General features: G+C 73.1%; 17 protein-coding genes. 12 read left to right on the forward strand and 5 right to left on the reverse strand.

Features of this window, described 5'->3' with window-relative positions:
* Positions 1-178 (reverse strand): maltotransferase domain-containing protein (locus ACTWPP_RS31435; protein WP_443108210.1); only part of this gene is annotated, 178 nt, incomplete at its 3' end.
* A 273-nt stretch (positions 179-451) separates the two neighbouring features.
* Between ACTWPP_RS31435 and glgP the strand changes: the two genes are divergently transcribed.
* Positions 452-3,052: an alpha-glucan family phosphorylase gene (glgP, locus tag ACTWPP_RS31440; protein ID WP_443108016.1), complete on the forward strand. Its 2,601-nt coding sequence runs from the start codon at positions 452-454 to the stop codon at positions 3,050-3,052.
* Positions 3,053-3,122: 70 nt separating this feature from the next.
* On the opposite strand, the gene ACTWPP_RS31445 is transcribed toward glgP, so the two are convergent.
* Positions 3,123-3,284 carry a helix-turn-helix transcriptional regulator gene (locus tag ACTWPP_RS31445; protein ID WP_443108211.1) on the reverse strand — a complete coding sequence of 54 codons (162 nt, stop codon included), beginning with the start codon at positions 3,282-3,284 and terminating at the stop codon, positions 3,123-3,125.
* Between the two features lie 103 nt (positions 3,285-3,387).
* Between ACTWPP_RS31445 and ACTWPP_RS31450 the strand changes: the two genes are divergently transcribed.
* The 3 genes from ACTWPP_RS31450 to ACTWPP_RS31460 all read left to right on the forward strand — a co-directional run bounded on the left by ACTWPP_RS31450 (position 3,388) and on the right by ACTWPP_RS31460 (position 5,718).
* The gene (locus tag ACTWPP_RS31450) at positions 3,388-4,269 is read left to right on the forward strand and encodes a serine/threonine-protein kinase (RefSeq protein ID WP_443108017.1); all 882 of its coding nucleotides are present in this window, start codon (positions 3,388-3,390) and stop codon (positions 4,267-4,269) included.
* A gap of 70 nt (positions 4,270-4,339) precedes the next feature.
* Entirely contained in the window at positions 4,340-4,510 is a 171-nt protein-coding gene (locus ACTWPP_RS31455) for a hypothetical protein (protein ID WP_443108018.1), read from the forward strand.
* Positions 4,511-4,539: 29 nt separating this feature from the next.
* Positions 4,540-5,718: a sensor histidine kinase gene (locus ACTWPP_RS31460; RefSeq protein WP_443108019.1), complete on the forward strand. Its 1,179-nt coding sequence runs from the start codon at positions 4,540-4,542 to the stop codon at positions 5,716-5,718.
* Here the strand turns inward: ACTWPP_RS31460 and ACTWPP_RS31465 are convergent.
* Together ACTWPP_RS31465 and ACTWPP_RS31470 are read right to left on the reverse strand one after the other, a co-directional pair.
* Positions 5,715-6,497 (reverse strand): SWIM zinc finger family protein, encoded by a 783-nt coding sequence (locus ACTWPP_RS31465; RefSeq protein WP_443108020.1) that lies wholly within the window; start codon positions 6,495-6,497, stop codon positions 5,715-5,717. The two genes, ACTWPP_RS31460 and ACTWPP_RS31465, sit on opposite strands and share 4 nt — an antisense overlap.
* Positions 6,497-9,511 (reverse strand): DEAD/DEAH box helicase, encoded by a 3,015-nt coding sequence (locus ACTWPP_RS31470; protein WP_443108021.1) that lies wholly within the window; start codon positions 9,509-9,511, stop codon positions 6,497-6,499. The genes ACTWPP_RS31465 and ACTWPP_RS31470 overlap by 1 nt, the downstream gene beginning before the upstream one ends.
* A 131-nt stretch (positions 9,512-9,642) precedes the next feature.
* On the opposite strand from ACTWPP_RS31470, the gene ACTWPP_RS31475 reads away from it, so the two are divergent.
* A complete protein-coding gene (locus ACTWPP_RS31475; RefSeq protein WP_443108022.1) occupies positions 9,643-10,425 on the forward strand; it encodes an enoyl-CoA hydratase/isomerase family protein in 783 nt (260 codons plus the stop codon).
* A 6-nt stretch (positions 10,426-10,431) separates the two neighbouring features.
* Here ACTWPP_RS31475 and ACTWPP_RS31480 read toward each other — a convergent pair whose 3' ends face one another.
* The gene (locus ACTWPP_RS31480; protein WP_443108023.1) at positions 10,432-10,803 is read right to left on the reverse strand and encodes a winged helix-turn-helix transcriptional regulator; all 372 of its coding nucleotides are present in this window, start codon (positions 10,801-10,803) and stop codon (positions 10,432-10,434) included.
* 82 nt (positions 10,804-10,885) lie between these two features.
* On the opposite strand from ACTWPP_RS31480, the gene ACTWPP_RS31485 reads away from it, so the two are divergent.
* The 7 genes from ACTWPP_RS31485 (at position 10,886) to ACTWPP_RS31515 (ending at position 18,857) form a co-directional block, all read left to right on the forward strand.
* Positions 10,886-11,551, forward strand: coding sequence for an NADPH-dependent F420 reductase (locus ACTWPP_RS31485; RefSeq protein WP_443108024.1), 666 nt, complete (start codon positions 10,886-10,888; stop codon positions 11,549-11,551).
* A 66-nt stretch (positions 11,552-11,617) separates the two neighbouring features.
* On the forward strand, positions 11,618-12,400 hold the full coding sequence (locus ACTWPP_RS31490; protein ID WP_443108025.1) for an SDR family NAD(P)-dependent oxidoreductase: 783 nt from the start codon (positions 11,618-11,620) through the stop codon (positions 12,398-12,400).
* Between the two features lie 220 nt (positions 12,401-12,620).
* Positions 12,621-13,571, forward strand: a complete 951-nt coding sequence (locus ACTWPP_RS31495) for an acyl-ACP desaturase (protein WP_443108026.1) — start codon at positions 12,621-12,623, stop codon at positions 13,569-13,571.
* 42 nt (positions 13,572-13,613) lie between these two features.
* Positions 13,614-14,438 (forward strand): serine/threonine-protein kinase, encoded by an 825-nt coding sequence (locus tag ACTWPP_RS31500; RefSeq protein ID WP_443108027.1) that lies wholly within the window; start codon positions 13,614-13,616, stop codon positions 14,436-14,438.
* Between the two features lie 51 nt (positions 14,439-14,489).
* The gene (locus tag ACTWPP_RS31505) at positions 14,490-16,418 is read left to right on the forward strand and encodes a serine/threonine-protein kinase (RefSeq protein WP_443108028.1); all 1,929 of its coding nucleotides are present in this window, start codon (positions 14,490-14,492) and stop codon (positions 16,416-16,418) included.
* A gap of 61 nt (positions 16,419-16,479) precedes the next feature.
* Positions 16,480-17,802 (forward strand): protein kinase domain-containing protein, encoded by a 1,323-nt coding sequence (locus ACTWPP_RS31510; RefSeq protein ID WP_443108029.1) that lies wholly within the window; start codon positions 16,480-16,482, stop codon positions 17,800-17,802.
* A 275-nt stretch (positions 17,803-18,077) separates the two neighbouring features.
* Positions 18,078-18,857, forward strand: coding sequence for an electron transfer flavoprotein subunit beta/FixA family protein (locus ACTWPP_RS31515; protein WP_443108030.1), 780 nt, complete (start codon positions 18,078-18,080; stop codon positions 18,855-18,857).
* The last annotated feature ends 13 nt before the right edge of the window (positions 18,858-18,870 follow it).

Below are 18,870 nucleotides of genomic sequence, written 5' to 3' on the forward strand. Positions count from 1 at the left end.
CCGCGCCCAGCATCTCGTGCCCCTCACGGAACACCGTCGCCGACACCTCGACCGTCTCACCCACCACCGCCTTGGCCGGCCACCGGCCGCACCCCACCACCGGCGCCACATCCAGAATCGGGATGCGACCTAGCCTCGGAATGCCGGTCATGCTGGACGTTCCGGACTCGACGTGCATGAGCGATCCCCTACCCCTGCGAGACTTCCGAAACGTCCCATGCCCGCGAACCGGGGCCTACCGTCCGGTAGTTTCCGATAACTTTGCGCCCCGCCCCGGCGACCCTGGGTGAGTGCCGCTCAAGCGCCCCGGATCGCGGGCGCGGACGGTATGGAAAACCCTGTGACCTGGTGAATCGCGGAGTTCAAGGGCGCCCCTCGGAACGGTCGGGCCGGCGCCGCCGCCCTCCCCGGCTGTCGCGCCACCGGAGAACAGCGCATAGCGTGACGTTGTGTGAAGGCAATCCGACGTTTCACGGTACGCACCGTCCTTCCCGAGCCGCTCCGGCAGCTTGAGGAGCTCGTCCTCAACCTCCGCTGGTCCTGGCACCACGAGACGCTCGACCTGTTCCGCGCCGTGGACCCCGCCCTGTGGCAGGCCGTCCACCACGACCCCGTCAGGCTGCTCGGCGAGGTCGCGCCGGAGCGGCTGGCGCGGCTGGCGGAGGACCGGCGGTTCCTGCGCCGCCTCCAGGACACCTCCGACGACCTGCGCGAGTACCTGACGGCGCCGCGCTGGTACCAGTCGCGCTCGAACGCCGACACTCCCGCCTGCATCGCCTACTTCTCACCCGAGTACGGCATCACCGCCGCGCTGCCGCAGTACTCCGGCGGCCTCGGCATCCTGGCCGGCGACCACCTGAAGACCGCGAGCGACCTCGGCGTCCCGATCCTCGGGGTCGGGCTGCTGTACCGGCACGGCTACTTCTCGCAGTCGCTGTCACCGGACGGCTGGCAGCTGGAGCGCTACCCGCCGCTCGACCCGAACGGCCTGCCGCTCACCCTGCTCCGCGAGCGGGACGGGACGCCGGTCCGGGTCGTCATCGGCCTCCCGAAAGGACGCGGCCTGGAGGCGCAGGTGTGGATCGCGCGCGTCGGCCGCGTCCCGCAGCTGCTCCTCGACTCCGACGTGGAGGAGAACGACCAGTCCGCGCGGGACGTCACCGACCGGCTGTACGGCGGCGGCGGCGACCACCGGCTGCTGCAGGAGATGCTGCTCGGCATCGGCGGCGTCCGGGCCATCCGCGCGTACTGCCGCATCACCGGGCACGCGGCGCCCGAGGTGTTCCACACCAACGAGGGGCACGCCGGGTTCCTCGGCCTGGAACGCATCCGCGAGCTGGTGTCGGAGGAGGGCCTGACGTTCGACGAGGCGCTCGAGGCGACCCGGGCGGGCACGGTGTTCACCACGCACACGCCCGTCCCGGCCGGCATCGACCGGTTCCCGCGCGAGCTGATCAGCCGGTACTTCGGCGGCGTGAACGAGAAGGAGCAGGTCCCCGTCGACCGGGTCCTCGCACTCGGCGCCGAGGACTACCCCGGCGGCGACCGCACCGTGTTCAACATGGCCGTGATGGGGATGCGGCTGGCGCAGCGCGTCAACGGCGTCAGCGAGCTGCACGGGCAGGTCAGCCGCGAGATGTTCGGCGGGCTGTGGGGCGGCTTCGACACCGCCGAGGTCCCCGTCGGGTCGATCACCAACGGCGTGCACGCCGGCACGTGGGTGGCGCGCGAGGCGCTGGAGCTGGCCGCCCGGGAACTGCCGTCGCTGATGGAGTCCGGGCGCGGCTGGGAGGGCGTGCGCGGCGTCTCCGAGGCCGAGATCTGGCGGATGCGGGGGCTGCTGCGGCGCCGCCTCGTCCTGGACGCGCGGCGCCGCCTCCGCGAGTCGTGGCGGCAGCGCGGCGCGAGCGAGGCCGAGCTCTCCTGGATCGACGACGCCCTCGACCCGGACGTCCTGACGATCGGGTTCGCGCGGCGCGTCCCGTCCTACAAGCGGCTGACGCTGATGATGAGCGACCAGGACCGGCTCCGCTCGATCCTGCTGGACCCGGACCGTCCCGTGCAGATCGTCATCGCGGGGAAGGCGCACCCGGCCGACGAGGGCGGCAAGCGGCTGATCCAGGACATCGTGCGGTTCGCCGGGGAGGAGGACGTCCGGCACCGGATCGTGTTCCTGCCCGACTACGACATGGCGCTCGGGCAGCTCATGGTGCAGGGCTGCGACGTGTGGATGAACAACCCGCTCCGCCCGCTGGAGGCGTGCGGCACGTCCGGGATGAAGGCGGCGCTGAACGGCGCGCTGAACCTGTCGATCCGCGACGGCTGGTGGGACGAGTGGTACGACGGCCAGAACGGCTGGGCGATCCCGTCCGCCGACGGCCTCGCCGCGCCCGACCGGCGCGACGAGCTGGAGGCCGCCGCGCTGTACGAGCTGATCGAGGACCACGTCTCGGTCACCTTCTACGACCGGGACTCGGGCGGGCTGCCGCGACGCTGGCTGGAGATGGTCAAGCACACCATCGTCACCCTCGGCCCGAAGGTGCTGGCGTCCCGGATGCTGCGCGACTACGTCGAGCGGCTCTACATCCCCGCCGCCGTGTCCGAACGCGCCATGGTCGCCGACAAGTTCGCGGGGGCGCGGACGCTGGCGGCGTGGAAGAGGCGGGTCCGGGACGCGTGGCCGGGCGTCGCCGTCGAGCACGTCGAGTCCAACGGGGAGGAGAGCCCGCAGGTCGGCGCGCGGCTGTCGGTGCGGGTCGTCGTCGACCTCGGCGGCCTCGACCCCGGCGACGTCGCCGTGGAGGTCGTCTACGGCCGGGTGGACGACTCCGACGCGCTGATCGACCCGTCCCACCTGGAGCTGGACCGGAGCGGCCCGTCGGAGGACGGGCGGATCCGGTACGTCGGGGAGGTCCCGCTGGGGCGCAGCGGCGCGTTCGGGTACAGCGTCCGGGTGGTGCCGAGGCATCCGCTGCTGTCGGGACGGGCGGAGATGGGCCTGGTGGCGCTGCCGCCCGCCCCGCAGGGCATGACGAACGGCGACCTGCGCTAGGCCGTCACGTCCTTCTGGGCACGCGTCCAGCGCGTTCTCATCCGGCGCGCCTCCTGTCTCGGCTACCTCATCACGTGCTCCCCAGCCGGGGGAACGGCGTCAGCGAGAACACGACCTCGATCGGCACCTCGACGAGGTCGGCGATGCGCAGCGCGAGATGCGGGCTCGGGCTGTACCCGCCGCGTTCCAGGTACCCGATCGTCTGGTAGTGGACACCCAGCGCCGTCGCCAGCTCGCGGCGACATCGCGGCCCTGCGAATCGGGCCGGCGTTGGTGCCCGGCTGGGCGGCGCTCTATCCTGCCCCGGGGACTGATCAACTCGGGAAGGGCACCGTGTGGAGACACTGAGGCCCGGGGACCCGCGGAACGCCGGGGCGTACCGGTTGATCGCACGGCTGGGCGCCGGAGGCATGGGCCGGGTGTTCCTCGGACGGTCCGCCCGCGGCCGCATGGTCGCGGTCAAGCTCGTCCATCCGGAACTGGCCGGCGACCCCGACTTCCGCCGCCGGTTCCGGAACGAGGTCGAGGCGGCCCGCCGCGTCGGCGGCGAGTGGACCGCGGCCGTCCTGGACGCCGACACCGAGTCCGAGGCGCCCTGGGTGGCGACCGCGTACGTCCCGGGCCCCAGCCTCCAGGAGGTCGTCGACCTGCACGGGCCGCTGCCCGAGGCGTCCGTCCTCGCGCTGGCCGCCGGGCTGGCGCGGGCACTGCGGGCCGTGCACGGCAAGGACCTGATCCACCGCGACCTGAAACCGTCGAACGTGCTCGTCACGATCGACGGGCCCCGCCTGATCGACTTCGGCGTCGCCCGCTCGGTGGACTCCGGCGTCACCACCCGGACCGGGACGCTGATCGGCTCTCCGGGGTTCACGTCGCCCGAGCAGGTGCGGGGCACGCCGCTGCCCCCGGCCTCCGACGCCTTCTGCCTCGGGGCCGTCCTGGCGTACGCGGCGACCGGCCGCCGGCCGTTCGGCGGCGGCGGCAGCGTCCACGCCCAACTGTTCCGCGTGGCGTCCGAACCCGCCGATCTCGGCGACCTGGACGGGCCGGTCCGCGACCTGGCGGATCGCTGCCTGGCCAAGGAGCCCGGAGACCGTCCCGCGCTCGACGACCTCCTCGGCGACCCGCCCGGCGACGGCACCTGGCTGCCCGCCGAGGTCGTGGCCGAACTGGGTCGGCACGCCGCCCGTCCCCGTCCCGCAAGCGGTTCGAGTTGACCGCGGGCCGCGTCGGAACCGAGGCCGCCAAGATCACCTTCTCGACGGGGACGCATCCTCGTGCTCGGCCATGGCCACGCTGGTGTCCACCGAAGACGAGATCGTCCTGTACTCCAGCCGCCTGCTCACCTTCGGCGACCGGTGCGAGCTGGGCGGCATGCAGAAGCTCGTCCCCCGCCCCGACGGCTCCCTGCGCTGGGAGAGCGGATCCGGGAGTTTCAGCAACCTCCGCCGCGCCTGACTCCGCCGCGCCCCTGGCAGGATGGACGGGTGCGAACACCGGGTCTGCGTGACGGCGGTGTCGCGCGGGCCCTCCGGTGGCCGCCGCGCGGCCGCCACGCCGACGTGCTCCTGGCCGTGGGATGCCTGCTCCTGTCGACCTCCAGCGTCCTGGTGGCGGAGAAGGACGACCGCGGCCTCATGCCCGCGGCCGGCTGGGCGATGCTGGTCATCGCGTGCTGGGCGCTGTACTTCCGCCGGCGTTACCCCGTCGCCGTGGCGGCCGTCACGCTCGTCGCGTGCGGGCTCTACTACCCGCTGACCGAGCCGGACGGCCTGCTCATCATCACGTTCGCCATCGCCCTGTACACGGCGGCGGCGGAGGGGCACCTCGCGGTGGCCGTGGTGCTGGCGGGTCTCGCGCTGGCCGCGACCGCGTACGGGAACAGCGGCGACGCCAGCCACATCGAGGACGCGGCCGGCTTCCTGCTCGTCGGATGGTTCGTCGCGGTCATCGCGATCGGCGGCGTCGTCCGCAACCGGCGCGCCTACCTGCGGGAGGCCGAGGAACGCGCCCGGGTCGCCGAACGCGGGCGCGACCTGGAGGCGCGGCGCCGCGCCATCGAGGAACGGCTCCGCATCGCCCGCGAACTGCACGACGTCCTCGGCCACAACATCTCTCTGATCAACGTGCAGGCCACGGCGGCGCTGCACGGCCTGCGCCGCGAGCCGGAACGCGCCGAGGACGCCCTCACCGCGATCAAGCAGGCCAGCAAGGACACCCTCCGCGAGATGCGCGCCACCCTCGGCGTCCTGCGGCAGGTCGACGAGGCCGCGCCGGTCACGCCGCCCCCCGGCCTCGCCCGGCTGGACGAGCTGACCGACGGCATCGCCGCCGCAGGACTCACCATCCGGACCGAGGTCGAGGGCGAGCCGCGCACCCTGCCCGCCGAGACCGACCTCGCCGCGTACCGCATCGTCCAGGAGGCTCTCACCAACGTGGCCCGCCACTCCAACGCCACCGCAGCCGCCGTCCGCATCCGGTACACCGAATCCGACGTGGTCGTCCATGTGGAAGATGACGGGGACACCGCCGCGGCCGGGGCCTCACAGGACGGCAGCGGCATCCGCGGGATGCGCGACCGCGCCAGGGCGCTCGGCGGTGACCTCGACGCCGGCCCCCGCCCCGGGGGCGGCGGCTTCACCGTCCGCGCCCGCCTCCCCGCCTAGTCCGCTTCGCCGCCGCCCTCCGCGAGGGCCTCGTAGACCGGGGCGAGGACGTCGGTCAGGGCGCGGCGGCGGATCTTGACCGGTGGGGGAGCGGCCACCTGGAGGACGAAGCCGGGTGGGACGGGGGGCGCGGCCGGGCGGTCGCGGAGATGGGCCATGCCCGACGGAGGCGTCCAGAACCCGGCGGCCGTGAGCGGCTCGTCCTCTATGGCCAGCGGGTCGGGCCCGGTCTCGGTGCCGCGTCGCAGGGCCGCCAGGAGCTGCTCCCGGCCTCGCCCGTTCCACTGCAGGATGAGGAACGGGTCGTCGTCGAACGCCTCGGCCAGCAGGTACAGGACGGCCGCGGCGTGCTTGCACGGATCGCCCCAGTCGGGGCAGTCGCACATCAGGTGCAGATCGGACGCCGATCCGGGGAACAGCGACAGGCCCAGCTCGGCGAACACCCACTCGATCTCCGGCGGCATCTCCCCGGCGAGCAGCCGCGCCCGGAACACCGCGCGCGACGCCAGTTCCCTCTCCACCGCCCGCCAGCCGTCCGCGTCGATCGCGTCGATGCCGAGCGCGACCTCGTACGGCTCCGGTGCCGACCCCCGCACCTGCGCCGTCACCTCGTACGGCGCGACCCTCAGGCCGAACACCTGTCCCTTGCGCGCGTACGTCCGGCCGCGTGACAGCCGGCCCTTGTCGGCGAACGATTCGAGGAGGTCGATGAACCGCCGGGACCACCACCGCGCCCCGATCGATCCCCGCTTCGTGCGGGCCTTGAGCGGCTCGTCCATCAGTCGCTCACCGCCTCGGGGGACAGGCGCAGGACGTCGCGCAGCTCGGCGACCGACAGCTCCGTGAGCCAGTCCTCGCCCGTGCCGACGATCGACTCGGCGAGGGCCTTCTTGCGTTCGATCATCTCGTCGACGCGCTCCTCCATCGTCCCGACGCAGATGAACTTGCGGACCTGGACGTTGCGCGTCTGCCCGATGCGGAACGCGCGGTCGGTGGCCTGGTCCTCGACGGCCGGGTTCCACCAGCGGTCGACGTGCACGACGTGGTTGGCGGCCGTCAGCGTCAGTCCCGTCCCGGCCGCCTTGAGGGACAGCAGGAAGATCGCCGGCTCGTCGTCGTCCTGGAAACGCTGGACGAGGTCGTCGCGTCCCTGCTTGGACGTCCCGCCGTGCAGCCACAGCACGGGCCGCTCCAGCCGGGCGGCCAGGTAGGGCTGGAGCATCGAGCCGAACGCGGCGTACTGGGTGAAGACGAGGGCCTTCTCTCCCTGCCCGAGGACCTCGGCGCAGATCTCCTCCAGCCGTTCCAGCTTGCCGGAGCGGCCGGGGAGCCGGGACCCGTCCTTGAGCAGCTGCGCCGGATGGTTGCAGACCTGCTTGAGCTTGGCCATCGTCGCCAGGACGAGCCCGCGCCGCTTCGCCTCCTCCGCCTCGGCGATCTGCCGGAGCATGTCGTCCACGGTCGCCTGGTAGAGCGACGCCTGCTCGGTGGTGAGGTTGCAGTAGACCTTGATCTCCTGCTTCTCCGGAAGGTCCGAGATGATCGACTTGTCGGTCTTGAGGCGGCGGAGGACGAACGGCTGCGTCGCCCGCTTCAGCGCCAGCGCCGCCTGCTCGTCGCCCTCGCGCTCGATCGGTATCGCGAAACGCCGCCGGAACGCGCTGCGCGGGCCGAGCAGCCCCGGATTCGCGAACTCCATGATCGACCACAGTTCGGTGAGGTGGTTCTCCACCGGGGTGCCGGTGAGCGCGATCCGGGTCCGTGCCGGGATGCTGCGCACCGCCCTGGCCTGCCGCGTCCCGCTGTTCTTGAGCGCCTGCGCCTCGTCGCAGACGATCCGCCCCCACTCGAACGCCGCGAGCGCCTCCGCGTCCCGCGCCGCCGTCCCGTAGGTCGTCAGCACCAGATCGGCGCCCGCGACGGCCTGGACGAGGTCGTCGCCGCGGTGCCGCCCCGTCCCGTGGTGGACGTAGACGCGCAGCTTGGGGGTGAACCGTGCCGCCTCCCGCTGCCAGTTCCCCACCAGCGACATCGGGAGGATCGCCAGCGTCGGGTCGGGGCGGGCGCCGTTCTCCCTTTCGTGGACGAGCAGCGACAGGACGGAGATCGTCTTTCCGAGCCCCATGTCGTCCGCGAGCAGGGCGCCCAGCCCCAAATCGTTCATGAAGGCCAGCCAGGCGAGGCCGCGCTCCTGGTAGGGCCGCAGTTCGGCGTCCAGGTCGTCGGGGGTGGGCGTGGGCGCGAGGCGGCGGTCGGCCTCGCCGGAGAGCAGGTCGCCGAGGGGGCCGCCGGCGTCGACCTCGGCGAGGGGGAGCGCGTCGTCGCCCGCGTGGACGATCGCGCGGATCGCCTCGGCGGCGCTCATCCGGCCGCGGCGGGGGTGGCGCAGGAAGTCGAGGGCGGCTTCCAGCTGCCGTTCGTCCAGCTCGACCCACTGGCCGCGCAGCCGGACGAGGGGCGTCTTCAGGCGGGCCAGCTCCTCCAGTTCGGCCTCGTCGATGCTGTCGTCGCCGATGGCGAGGTCCCAGCGGAAATCGACCATGGCCTTCATGTCGAAGCCCGAGGCCACGGCCGAACCGGACGACGACTCCGGGTCCTCGCCGCCGGTCGTCAGCTTCATGCCGAGCTTGGCCTTGCCCGCCCACTGGGGAAGGAGGACGCCGAAGCCCGCGGCGGCGAGCATCGGGGCCGCCTGGCGGAGGAAGCGGAACGCGCCGGCGGTGTCGAGGATCAGCTCGCCGGGCGCCGGGCCGTCCAGGGCGGGCGCCATGTCGGGGAACAGGCGCAGCGCGCGGCCGAGGCCGCCGAGGAGCGTCTCCTCGGCGTCGGGGATCGAGGTCGCCTCCCCCGCCCACACCATGGACGCCGGCACGTACAGGCTGGGGTCGTCGGTGCCCTGGAGGGCGAACTCGACCCGCCAGGAGTCGTCGTCCTCGGGCTCGTCGGCGAGCTCCCCGTCCTCCACGTCCCACTGCTGCGCGCCCGGCTCGGCGAGGCGGAAGCAGACGCGGAGCGGACCGGACGGGCGGCGCGCGGCGGCGGCCCACGCGTCCAGTTCGGCGATCAGATCGTCGGGGTCGTCACGCGGTTCGCGGGCGACCCGGGGGGACGGCCCCGTCAGCGCCGCCACCCACCGTTCGGCGAGCGGCAGCCGGTCCGGGACCTTGCGCCGGGACACCAGCAGCGGATGCGGCACCACGCCCCGGACGGCGGTGTCGACCAGGCCGGACAGCGCCTCCCGCAGCACCGCGGCGGCGGGACGTCCGCCGTCGGCGGCGCGGCACGCGGCGGGCATGGCGCGGGCCAGCGCCCGGAACCGCGCCGGGTCGTCGATCACCGGACGCCAGCGGGCCACGAGGTCGCCGTCCTCGCGCAGCAGCGCGGGCAGCACCTGGCCGCGCCCGGTGAGATGGACGGCCTCGTCCGCGATCATGGACAGGAAGCGCAGGTCGGTGCCGGGGATCACGTCGGCACCGTGCTCGGCGGCCTGGAGCAGGGCCATCGCGGGGAACGGCTCCAGGACGAGCGCAGGAACCCGCCACGGGCGCAGTTCGGGCTCCTCGCGCACCGGCTCGGGGCCGAGCTCCGCCGACGGCAGCGGATGGTCGCCGAGCGTCGGCAGCGACAGCGTCAGCTCGACGGGGAACGCGGTTCGGAGGAGCGGCTCGTAGGACGTGCCGGTGAAGTCGCGGGTCGCGAAGGGGTGGACGTCCGGTGAGGGCTCGTGCGGGCCGGTGCGTTCGGCCCAGAGGCAGAGCGCACCGCCATGCCAGGTGGCGTGGGCGACGAGCATGGTCACCGAAGCTACCAGCAGCCTCTGACGTACCGGCGCATGACAACCGTGACTCGGGCGCCGCCCGTCACCGCGGCACGGCCCCTGGTTAGGCTCGAAGCGTTCAGCCGCCGAGTTTCAGGAGGGTCGCCGTGGGCGAGTTCGTACGGGTCGAGGTCGAGGACGGGATCGCGACGATCAGGCTGGACCGTCCGAAGATGAACGCCCTGAACGCCCAGATGCAGCGGGAGCTGATCGACGCGGCCCGGGAGGTCACCCAGGACGAGACGGTCGGCGCCGTCGTGCTGTACGGCGGTGAGAAGGTGTTCGCGGCGGGCGCGGACATCAAGGAGATGGCCCCGATGTCGTACGCGCAGATGTCGGCGGGCCACTCGCGGCTGCTGCAGGACTTCGCCAAGGCGCTCGCCGGGATTCCCAAGCCGGTCATCGCCGCGATCACCGGGTACGCGCTCGGCGGCGGCCTCGAAGTGGCGCTGACCGCAGACTTCCGGGTCGCGGGCGAGGGCGCGAAGGTGGGGCAGCCGGAGATCCAGCTCGGCATCATCCCCGGCGCGGGCGGCACGCAGCGGCTGTCGCGGCTGGTCGGGCCGTCCAGGGCCAAGGACCTGATCTTCTCCGGACGGCACGTGGAGGCCGGCGAGGCCCTCTCCCTGGGGCTCGTCGACCGGGTCGTCCCGGACGGCGACGTCTACACGGCCGCGAAGGAGTGGGCGGCGAGCTTCGTCGGCGGCCCGGCGATCGCGCTCCGCGCCGCCAAGCAGGCCATCAACGCGGGCCTGGAGGTCGACCTCGACACCGGCCTGGAGATCGAGCGCACCCAGTTCGCCGCCCTGTTCGCCACCGAGGACCAGGCCGCCGGCATGAAGAGCTTCATGGAGGAAGGCCCCGGCAAGGCGAAGTTCACAGGCCGCTGACCGCGTTCACAGGCCGCTGACCGCACGCTCCTGCGCATCGAGGACCTCGTCGGCGTAGCGCTCGGTCCAGCGGCTCAGGGCGAAGAGGGGTTCGAGCATCCCGCGTCCCGGGCCGGTCAGCTCGTATTCGACGCGCGGCGGTGCCTCGGCGTACCGGCGGCGGGTGACGAGGCCGTTCTGTTCGAGGCGCCGGAGCGTCTCGTTCAGCACCTTGTGGCTGATGCCGCCGATTCTGTCCCGCAACTGGCGCGGGCGCATGGGGCCGGTGCGCAGCGTCCAGAGCACGACGCCCGTCCACGTACCGGACAGGAGGTCGAGGCCCAGCCGCGTCTGGCAGTCGGCGGCGAATTCGATGTCGTTCATGAGTTCGCCCGTCATTCTGCTCCTCCCGATACGCACCAGTTGGTGCCCAATGGCCCGCCTAGCGTCGCCTCCGACGGTAATCGAGAGGGAGGCCATCATGCGGATCGGTGTACTGGGCGCGGGCGACATGGCGGACGCGCTGGCGACGCAGTGGGCGCGCAAGGGGCACGATGTGCGGATCGGGGCGCGGACGCCCGCGAAGGCGGTGACGCTGGCCGGGAGGATCGGTCACGGCGCGGCCGGTGGCACGCTGCGGGAGGCGGCCGCGTTCGGGGACGTGGTCCTGCTCGCCGTCTGGTACGAGGGCGTCCACGACGCGCTGCGCCAGGCGGGCCCCCTGACGGGCCGGGTGCTGATCGACTGCACCAACCCGATGGAGCCGCCGTTCGAAAGGCTGAAGACGCACGACGGCCCGTCGGCGGCGCGGCGGATCGCGGACGCGACCGGCGCGCGGGTGGTCAAGGCGTTCAGCACGTGCCACGAGAGCGTGTGGCGGATGACCCCGCCGGTGTTCGGCGGGCGGCCCCTCGGCGTCCCGCTGTGCGGCGATGACGAGGAGGCGCTGGCCGCGGTGCGGACGCTGGTGAGCGACCTCGGCTGCGTCCCCCTGGACGGCGGCGGGCTGGAGAGGGCCGGTCTGCTGGAGGCGGCGACGGCGTTCATGGTGGGCCTGTGGGTCGCGGGGGAGGACCCGGCCTCGATGCTGCCGCCGCCCGAGTACGCCGGTGGCGAGCCGCGGCGCCTTCCGCAAGACGTGAGCTGAAACGTTACGTGTGTTTTTGGGTGTGCTGCCCGGGGTTCTGGAGATCGGCCGCTAGCATCTCCCGCCATGCGACACGCGTACCGAACCGCGCTCGTGACGGGCGCGTCCAGCGGCATCGGCGAGAGCTTCGCCCGCCTTCTGGCCGGCCGCGGCACCGATCTGGTGATCGTGGCGCGCCGGGCCGAGCTGCTGGACGGGCTGGCCCGCGAGCTGGTCGAGCGGTACCGGGTCGCCGTGGAGGTGGTGGCGGCCGACCTCACCGACCCCGGGCAGCGCGCCGAGGTCGAGGGGCGGCTGCGCGCCGACCCTGTCGAACTGCTGGTCAACAACGCCGGGTACGGCGCTTTTGGAGCGTTCGCCGAACTGCCGCTGGACGACCATCTCGCGCAGATCGAACTCAACGTGACCGGGCTCGTGCGGCTCACCCACGCCGCCGTGCCGGGGATGGCCGAGCGCGGCCGGGGCGGGGTGCTGAACGTCGCGTCGATGGCGGGGTTCGCTCCGTCGCCCGGCAGCGCGACGTACGGGGCGACCAAGGCGTACGTGGCGGCGTTCTCCGAGAGCCTGCACGCGGAGGTCGCGGGGAAGGGCGTCCATGTGACGGCGCTGTGCCCCGGGTTCACGCGCACCGAGGACGAGCGACCCGGCGCGCACGGCCCGTCCAACCTGCTGTGGCTGCGGCGCGACGACGTGGCGAGGGCCGGGCTGGACGCGGTGTCGGCCGGACGCGCGCTGTGCATCCCTGGGATGCAGTACAAGGCGGCGTTCCCGGCTTTGAAGCTCGTCCCGAGGCCCCTGCTCAGGGCCGCCGTGAACCGCATGTGGCAACAGGCCGCCGACACGCGGTGACGGCCGGCGCACGCGGCAGGTGCCACGCCGCCCTTTTGCTCGGATCTACAAAACTCGCCGCGGGTTGATTGTCGCGGTGCTGACTTGACGCGGCCGACGCCGAGTGGCGACGATCGAACCTACGCTTGAGTAGGTTGTGTATGGCCTGCTGGGCGGCCCGCTCGTGCCGCGGGCACGGCGGCACCGCCCGGCAAGACCACTCGTCCAGCGAAGGAACCGCATGTCCGTGACCCCCGAAGAGAAGTCCCAGACCGGCCTGCTGATCGACCTCGAGCCGGTGGTCGAGACGGAGCTGAACCGGCACCTGTCGATGGCCAAGGAATGGTTCCCGCACCAGTACGTGCCGTGGAGCGAGGGCCGCGACTTCGACGGGCCGCTGGACGGCGAGCCGTGGTCGCTGGAGCAGTCGAAGCTGAGCGTCGAGGCGCGCGAGTCGCTCATCGTCAACCTCCTCACCGAGGACAACCTCCCCGGCTACCACCGCGCCATCGCCACCGTGTACGGCCGCGACGGCGCCTGGGGCACCTGGGTCAACCGGTGGACGGCCGAGGAGAACCGGCACGGCATCGCCCTGCGCGACTACCTCACCGTGACCCGCGCGGTCGACCCGATCGCCCTTGAGCGCGCGCGCATGCACCACATGGAGGCCGGCTACGAGGCCGACCACGGCGACTCGTTCCTGCACGGGACGGCGTACGTGTCGTTCCAGGAGCTCGCCACCCGCGTCTCGCACCGCAACACCGGCAGGGCGTCCGGCGACCCCGTCTGCGAGCAGATGATGGCCCGCATCGCCGCCGACGAGAACCTCCACATGATCTTCTACCGGAACCTGATGGGCGCCGCGCTGGAGGCGAGCCCGAACGAGACGATGCGGGCGATCACCGACGTCGTCAAGACGTTCCACATGCCCGGCCACAGCATCGACGGCTTCCTCCGCAAGTCGGTCGTCATCGCCAACGCCGGCATCTACGACATGCGGCTCCATCACGACGACGTGCTCATCCCGGTGCTGCGCAAGTGGAACGTGTTCGACCGCACCGACCTGTCCGGCGACGGCGAGAAGGCCCGCGAGGAGCTCGGCGAGTTCCTGGAGGAGCTCGACGCGTCCGCCACCAAGTTCGAGACCCGCCGCGAGGAGCGCCGCGCCCGCCAGGCCGCCCGCAAGGGGTGATCCCCGGGGAACGGGAGTCCGTTTTCTGGCGTCAAAGGGGACATGGGGACACATCGGCGACTGGGCGGGTATCGGTTGCTGGACGAGATCGGCCGGGGGAGCACCGCGGTGGTGTACCTGGCGATGGACCTCTGCGGCCGGGAGGTCGCGGTGAAGGAGCTGAGCCCGGAACTGGCGGGGGAGCCGGAGGCGGTCACCCGCCTGGCCCGGGAGATGTCGGCGCAGGCGCGGGTCCGCAGCGAGTACGTGGCGCGGCTGCTCGGCGGCGAGGTCGCGGCGGAGCGGCCGCACGTGGCCATGGAGTACGTGCCCGGCTGCCCGCTGAACGACCTGATCCCGGCGTACGGGCCGATGCGGCACGACCGGCTCGTCCGGTTCGCGCGGCGGCTGGCGCTCGCGCTGGGGGACGTCCACGACGCGGGCGTGCTGCACCGGGACGTCGCTCCCGGCAACGTGATCGTGATGGGCGACCGGCCGACGCTGATCGACTTCGGCATCGCGCACGAGGCGGGCGCCGCGCAGATCACGCGGCGCGGAATGGTCGTGGGGACGCCCGCCTACCTGGCGCCGGAGCTGATCGAGGGTGAGCGCGCCACCACCGCGTCGGACGTGTTCTCGTGGGCGGCGACGGTCGCGTACGCCGCGACGGGCCGGCCGCCGTTCGGACGGGGCTCGCTGCACGGCGTGTGCTTCCGGATCCTGCGCGGCCACGCCGACCTCGACGGCGTCCCGGAACCGCTGGCCCGGCTGCTGCGGCCCGCGTTCCGGCGCGACCCGTCCAGGCGCCCGCCCGCGCGCTGGCTCGCCGGGGCGCTCGCGGACGGCGACCGCGTGACCCTCAAGGGTGATCGCGTGGTGGCCGCCTGATGCCGATTAGATCTTCCCGGCCGGATGGGCGAGGGTAGGGTTTCGGAAACGATGAAGGGAGCTGTCACGTCCGGGGACCGAATCGGCCACTACAGCGTGCTTCAGACCCTCGGCGAAGGGGGCATGGGCGTCGTCTACCTCGGCGCCGACTCCGAAGGGCGCAACGTGGCCATCAAGGTGCTGCGGCCCGCGGTCGCGGGGGACGCCACGGCGCGTCGCCGGCTGGCCCGCGAGGTCGACTCGATGCGCCGGGTGCACAGCCCGCACGTCGCCGAGATCCTCGACGCCGACGTGACCGCCGACCAGCCCTACATCGTCACCCAGTACGTCCCCGGCCGGACGCTGGAGGAGATCGTCGAGGAGTCCGGGCCGATCTACGGGCAGGGGCTGCAGCGGCTCGGGGTCGGGCTGGCGTCGGCGCTGTCGGCGATCCACGGAGCCGGGATCGTGCACCGGGACATGAAGCCCGGCAACGTGATGCTCGTCGACGGCGAGCCCGTCGTGATCGACTTCGGCATCGCGCAGGGCGCGGACGCGACGCGGCTGACCGCGACCGGCATGGTGATCGGCACCCCCGGCTATCTGGCCCCGGAGATCATCGAGGGTGAGGACGCCGGCCCGCCGTCGGACGTGCACGCCTGGGCCGGGACGGTCGCCTACGCCGCGACGGGACGCCCGCCGTTCGGCTCCGGCACCTTCGAGTCGATCTTCTACAAGATCATGCAGGGGACGCCGGACCTGGGCGGCGTGCCCGACGCGATGCTGCCCGTGCTGCGGTCGGCGATGGCGCGGAACCCGGCCGAACGTCCCACCGCGGTCAACCTGGTGCAGCTCACCCGGCGCATCCACATCGAAGCCACCATCACCGACCAGACCCGGGTCGACCAGCATTACTCGCCCGGCGCGTCGCAGCCGGTGGAGGAGCCCGCGCCCGACCACTCCCGGATGTTCTCCATGCCGGTGGCCGCGCCGCCGCCGCAGGACACCCCGGCGCGTCCCACCACGCCGGGTTCGACCGCGATCCCGGCGCCGACGCCCGCCCCGGCCCCGGCGCAGCCCAGCGACTTCGTGGGGCAGCTGCCGCCGGCGGCGCCCCCGCCCGTCCCGCCGCCCGGCCCCGCGCCCTACAAGGCGGGGGAGCAGTTCCAGGGGCGCGGCTACGCGCCGCAGGACCCCTACGCCCAGGGCGGGTACCCGCCGCAGTACGCGCCGCCGCCGAACCAGCCCCCGCCGGGAGCGCTTCAGCGCGGCCCCGGGCCGGCCCGGCCCGGGCCCTACGACCAGCAGGCGCAGGACGCGCAGCGGCGCGCCGACCCGGCGCGGGGCGCGGACACACGCGGCCCGGAGACACGCGCCGACAAGGATCGCCGCAAGCCCTACGGCTGGTACCGGGTCCTCAGCTTCATCGTGCTGGTGGCGCTGCTCGGGTTCGCCAACATCGTGCCGCTGCTGGCCCTCTTCGTCACCATCGGCGGCGTGCTCGTCCTGCGGATGGCGGACAAGGCCGCCAAGGGCATGGAGGGGCGGCAGACGCGGCGGGGCCCGCGCTCGGGCGACGCGGTCGCGGCGGCGTTCCGGACGCCGCTGCACCTGCCGGGCGCGGTGATGTCCACGGTCCTGTGGACGTCCCTCAGCGTCATGGCGGGGGTGGTCCTGCTCGGCGTGCTGATCTTCGCCAATTCCGACATGACCTCCTCGAAGGCCATCGCCTACTCCGCCATGGCGGTGATCGGGCTGCTGTGCCTCGCGCCGGGCAGCGGCGCGCCCCGGCGGCAGCTGGCCCGGATCTGGGGCGCGCTGCTGCCGCGCGCCGAGGCCGCGCTCGCCGGCGCCCTGATCCTGGGGATCTTCGCGGCGGTACTGGTCGTGCTGTCCCAGGAGCAGCCGCCCGACACCACGCCGCTGGACGGGATGGGCCAGGACCTGGAGAGCCTGCGCTCCGACGTCCGGGAACTCGTCTCCGGCATTCCGGGCCTGTGACCTCCCCTCCGTCCGGATCGGCCCGGCGGGACGTCTCCGGTCGGTAGGGTGGCGACCCATTATGAGCGGCGAAACGAGCCACCACGAGCACATCGGTCCTTACCGGCTGCTGTCCCGGCTGGGCGCCGGGAACGGTGCCGTCCGCCGTGCCGCCGGGCCCGACGGACGCGATGTGGCGATCAGGCTTCTCCCGCCTGGCGCGGCGCCCGACATCGCGCGGATGCGCGAGGTGCTCAGTCCCTACGTGGTGGACGTCCTGGACGGTGACGCCGCCGCACCCACCCCTTACGTCGTGTCCCGGTTCGTTCCGGGACGGCCGCTCGGGGAGACGGTCGCCGAGCAGGGCCCGATGCCGGGTGACGCGCTGCGCCGGCTGGCGTTCGGGCTGGCCAGGGCCCTCGCGGCCATCCACGGGGCCGGTCTCGTGCACGGCGAACTCGGGCCCGGGACGATCCTGGTCGTGGACGGCGCGCCCGTCGTCATCGACTTCGGGCTGACCGCGGGCGTCACGGCGGCGGACGACGTCCGGGCGTGGGCCGCGACCGTGACGTACGCCGCCGCCGGCGCGCACGCGGCGGACCCCGGTCCGCTGCCCCTGGACGCGCTGCCCGCGGACCTGCGCCCGCTGGTCGAGGCTGCCGCGGCCCTCGACGCCGGGGCCCGCCCGGACGCGGCCGAACTGGCGGAGGCGACGTCCCGGCTGGACCTGCCGTCCGCCCCGGCCACCCGTTCCGGCCCCACTCCGGCTGCCGCGGCCGTGCCCGCGCCCCCGCCCGCCCGCGCACCCGCGGCCGCGTCACCGGAGGCGGCCGGGACGGCGCAGACGGCGGCCGGGGCGCACGGGCTGGCCGTGGCGCGGGGCTGGGCGCGGCTGCTCGCGGCGATGGTCGTGGTGATCGCGGTCGCCGTGGTGGTCATCGCGCCGATCGCGGGGCTCGTGCTGTCGCTGGGCGCGGTGACGCTGCTGCGGGTGGCGGGCACGACGGCGCGGGGCTGGGCGTGGGCGTTCGGGCGGACGCTGCTGACCGTCCCGTACGCGGCGGCGTTCACGGTCGCCGTCCCGCTCGGCCTCGTCGCGGTGTCGTCGGTGGGAGGGGAGATCGACTCGCTCAGCGCCGCCGCGTTCGGCGCCGGGGCGGGCGCGGCGGTGCTGTGGACGGCGCCGGGAGTCAGCGGCCCGCGGCGGCAGCTGGAGCGGATGTTCCTGTCGGCCGCGCGTCGGCCCCGCCACATCGCGGCGGCGGGCGCCGTCCTCGGCGGCCTGGCCCTGGTCGCGGTGGTCGGGGCGCTGACGCTGACGCCGAGCTTCTCCCCGATGTACGGGCTGCAGAGTTCGGTGGAGGGCACCATGGATCGCCTGCAGACCGCCGTCAACCGGTTCTGAGACGTGAAGTGCGTCACGCCGGATCCGGGACGTGGTGGATGCGGCGAATCTCGCGGCCACGTGGGTAAGGTCTCACGAGCTGGGATTTGCCAGTATGCTACTCACAAGTAACATATGTGGTGCACGGCCGTACCAGGGACCCGGCTCCGAAGCACGTTCGGGTGTTTGGCAGGCTGTGACTTCGAAAACGCATGTCCGCGTCGACCCGCCATGGGCGGCGCCCCTCCGCCGCTTACTCGGCGGCCAACTGAGTGCAGGGAGGTCGGCCACCGGCCATGAACATCGTCGTCCTGGTGAAGCAGGTTCCCGATACGGAGAGCCCGCGCAAGCTGAAGTCCGATGACAGCACGCTCGACCGCGCTGCGGCGGACGGTGTCATCAACGAACTCGATGAGTACGCGATCGAAGAGGCGCTGCGCATCAAGGAGGCCCACGGCGGCGAGGTGACCGTCCTGACCATGGGTCCCGACAAGGCCACCGACTCGATCCGCAAGTCCCTGGCCATGGGCGCCGACAAGGCCGTGCACCTCGTCGACGAGGGCCTCGCGGGCTCCGACGCGCTGCAGACCTCGTACGCCGTCCAGCAGGCCCTCGGCCGTACGGGATTCGACCTGGTGGTGCTGGGCTCGGAGTCCACCGACGCGCGCACCGGCGTCCTCGCCGCGATGCTCGCCGAGCGGCTCGGCGCCGCGCAGGTGTCGCTCGCCAACAAGGTCGAGATCGACGGTACGTCCATCAAGGCGCAGCGCCAGACCGACTACGGCTTCGACCGGGTCGAGGCGAGCTTGCCCGCGGTCGTCAGCGTCGTCGAGAAGATCAACGAGCCGCGCTACCCCTCGTTCAAGGGGATCATGGCGGCCAAGAAGAAGCCGGTGGAGACGCTCGGCCTCGGCGACGCCGGCATCGACGCGTCGCAGGTCGGCCTGGCGAACGCCGCCACCGAAGTGGTCGACTTCGCCGAGGCGCCGCCGCGCGCCAAGGGTGAGATCGTCACCGACGAGGGCGACGGCGGCGCGAAGATCGCCGAGTTCCTCGCGTCGAAGAAGTTCGTCTGACCGAGGAAGGGGA

Origin of the sequence: Actinomadura sp. 3N407 (assembly GCF_052245875.1) — a bacterium.
Classification (GTDB): Bacteria; Actinomycetota; Actinomycetes; order Streptosporangiales; family Streptosporangiaceae; genus Spirillospora.

Excerpts from the sequence above, each read along its gene's own strand:
- ACTWPP_RS31455 (WP_443108018.1), top strand. The coding sequence starts at position 4,340 with ATGGCCACGCTGGTGTCCACCGAAGACGAGATCGTCCTGTACTCCAGC.
- ACTWPP_RS31465 (WP_443108020.1), bottom strand. The coding sequence starts at position 6,497 with ATGGACGAGCCGCTCAAGGCCCGCACGAAGCGGGGATCGATCGGGGCG.
- ACTWPP_RS31470 (WP_443108021.1), bottom strand. The coding sequence starts at position 9,511 with ATGCTCGTCGCCCACGCCACCTGGCATGGCGGTGCGCTCTGCCTCTGG.
- ACTWPP_RS31480 (WP_443108023.1), bottom strand. The coding sequence starts at position 10,803 with ATGACGGGCGAACTCATGAACGACATCGAATTCGCCGCCGACTGCCAG.
- ACTWPP_RS31485 (WP_443108024.1), top strand. The coding sequence starts at position 10,886 with ATGCGGATCGGTGTACTGGGCGCGGGCGACATGGCGGACGCGCTGGCG.
- ACTWPP_RS31490 (WP_443108025.1), top strand. The coding sequence starts at position 11,618 with ATGCGACACGCGTACCGAACCGCGCTCGTGACGGGCGCGTCCAGCGGC.
- ACTWPP_RS31495 (WP_443108026.1), top strand. The coding sequence starts at position 12,621 with ATGTCCGTGACCCCCGAAGAGAAGTCCCAGACCGGCCTGCTGATCGAC.
- ACTWPP_RS31500 (WP_443108027.1), top strand. The coding sequence starts at position 13,614 with ATGGGGACACATCGGCGACTGGGCGGGTATCGGTTGCTGGACGAGATC.
- ACTWPP_RS31505 (WP_443108028.1), top strand. The coding sequence starts at position 14,490 with ATGAAGGGAGCTGTCACGTCCGGGGACCGAATCGGCCACTACAGCGTG.
- ACTWPP_RS31510 (WP_443108029.1), top strand. The coding sequence starts at position 16,480 with ATGAGCGGCGAAACGAGCCACCACGAGCACATCGGTCCTTACCGGCTG.
- ACTWPP_RS31515 (WP_443108030.1), top strand. The coding sequence starts at position 18,078 with ATGAACATCGTCGTCCTGGTGAAGCAGGTTCCCGATACGGAGAGCCCG.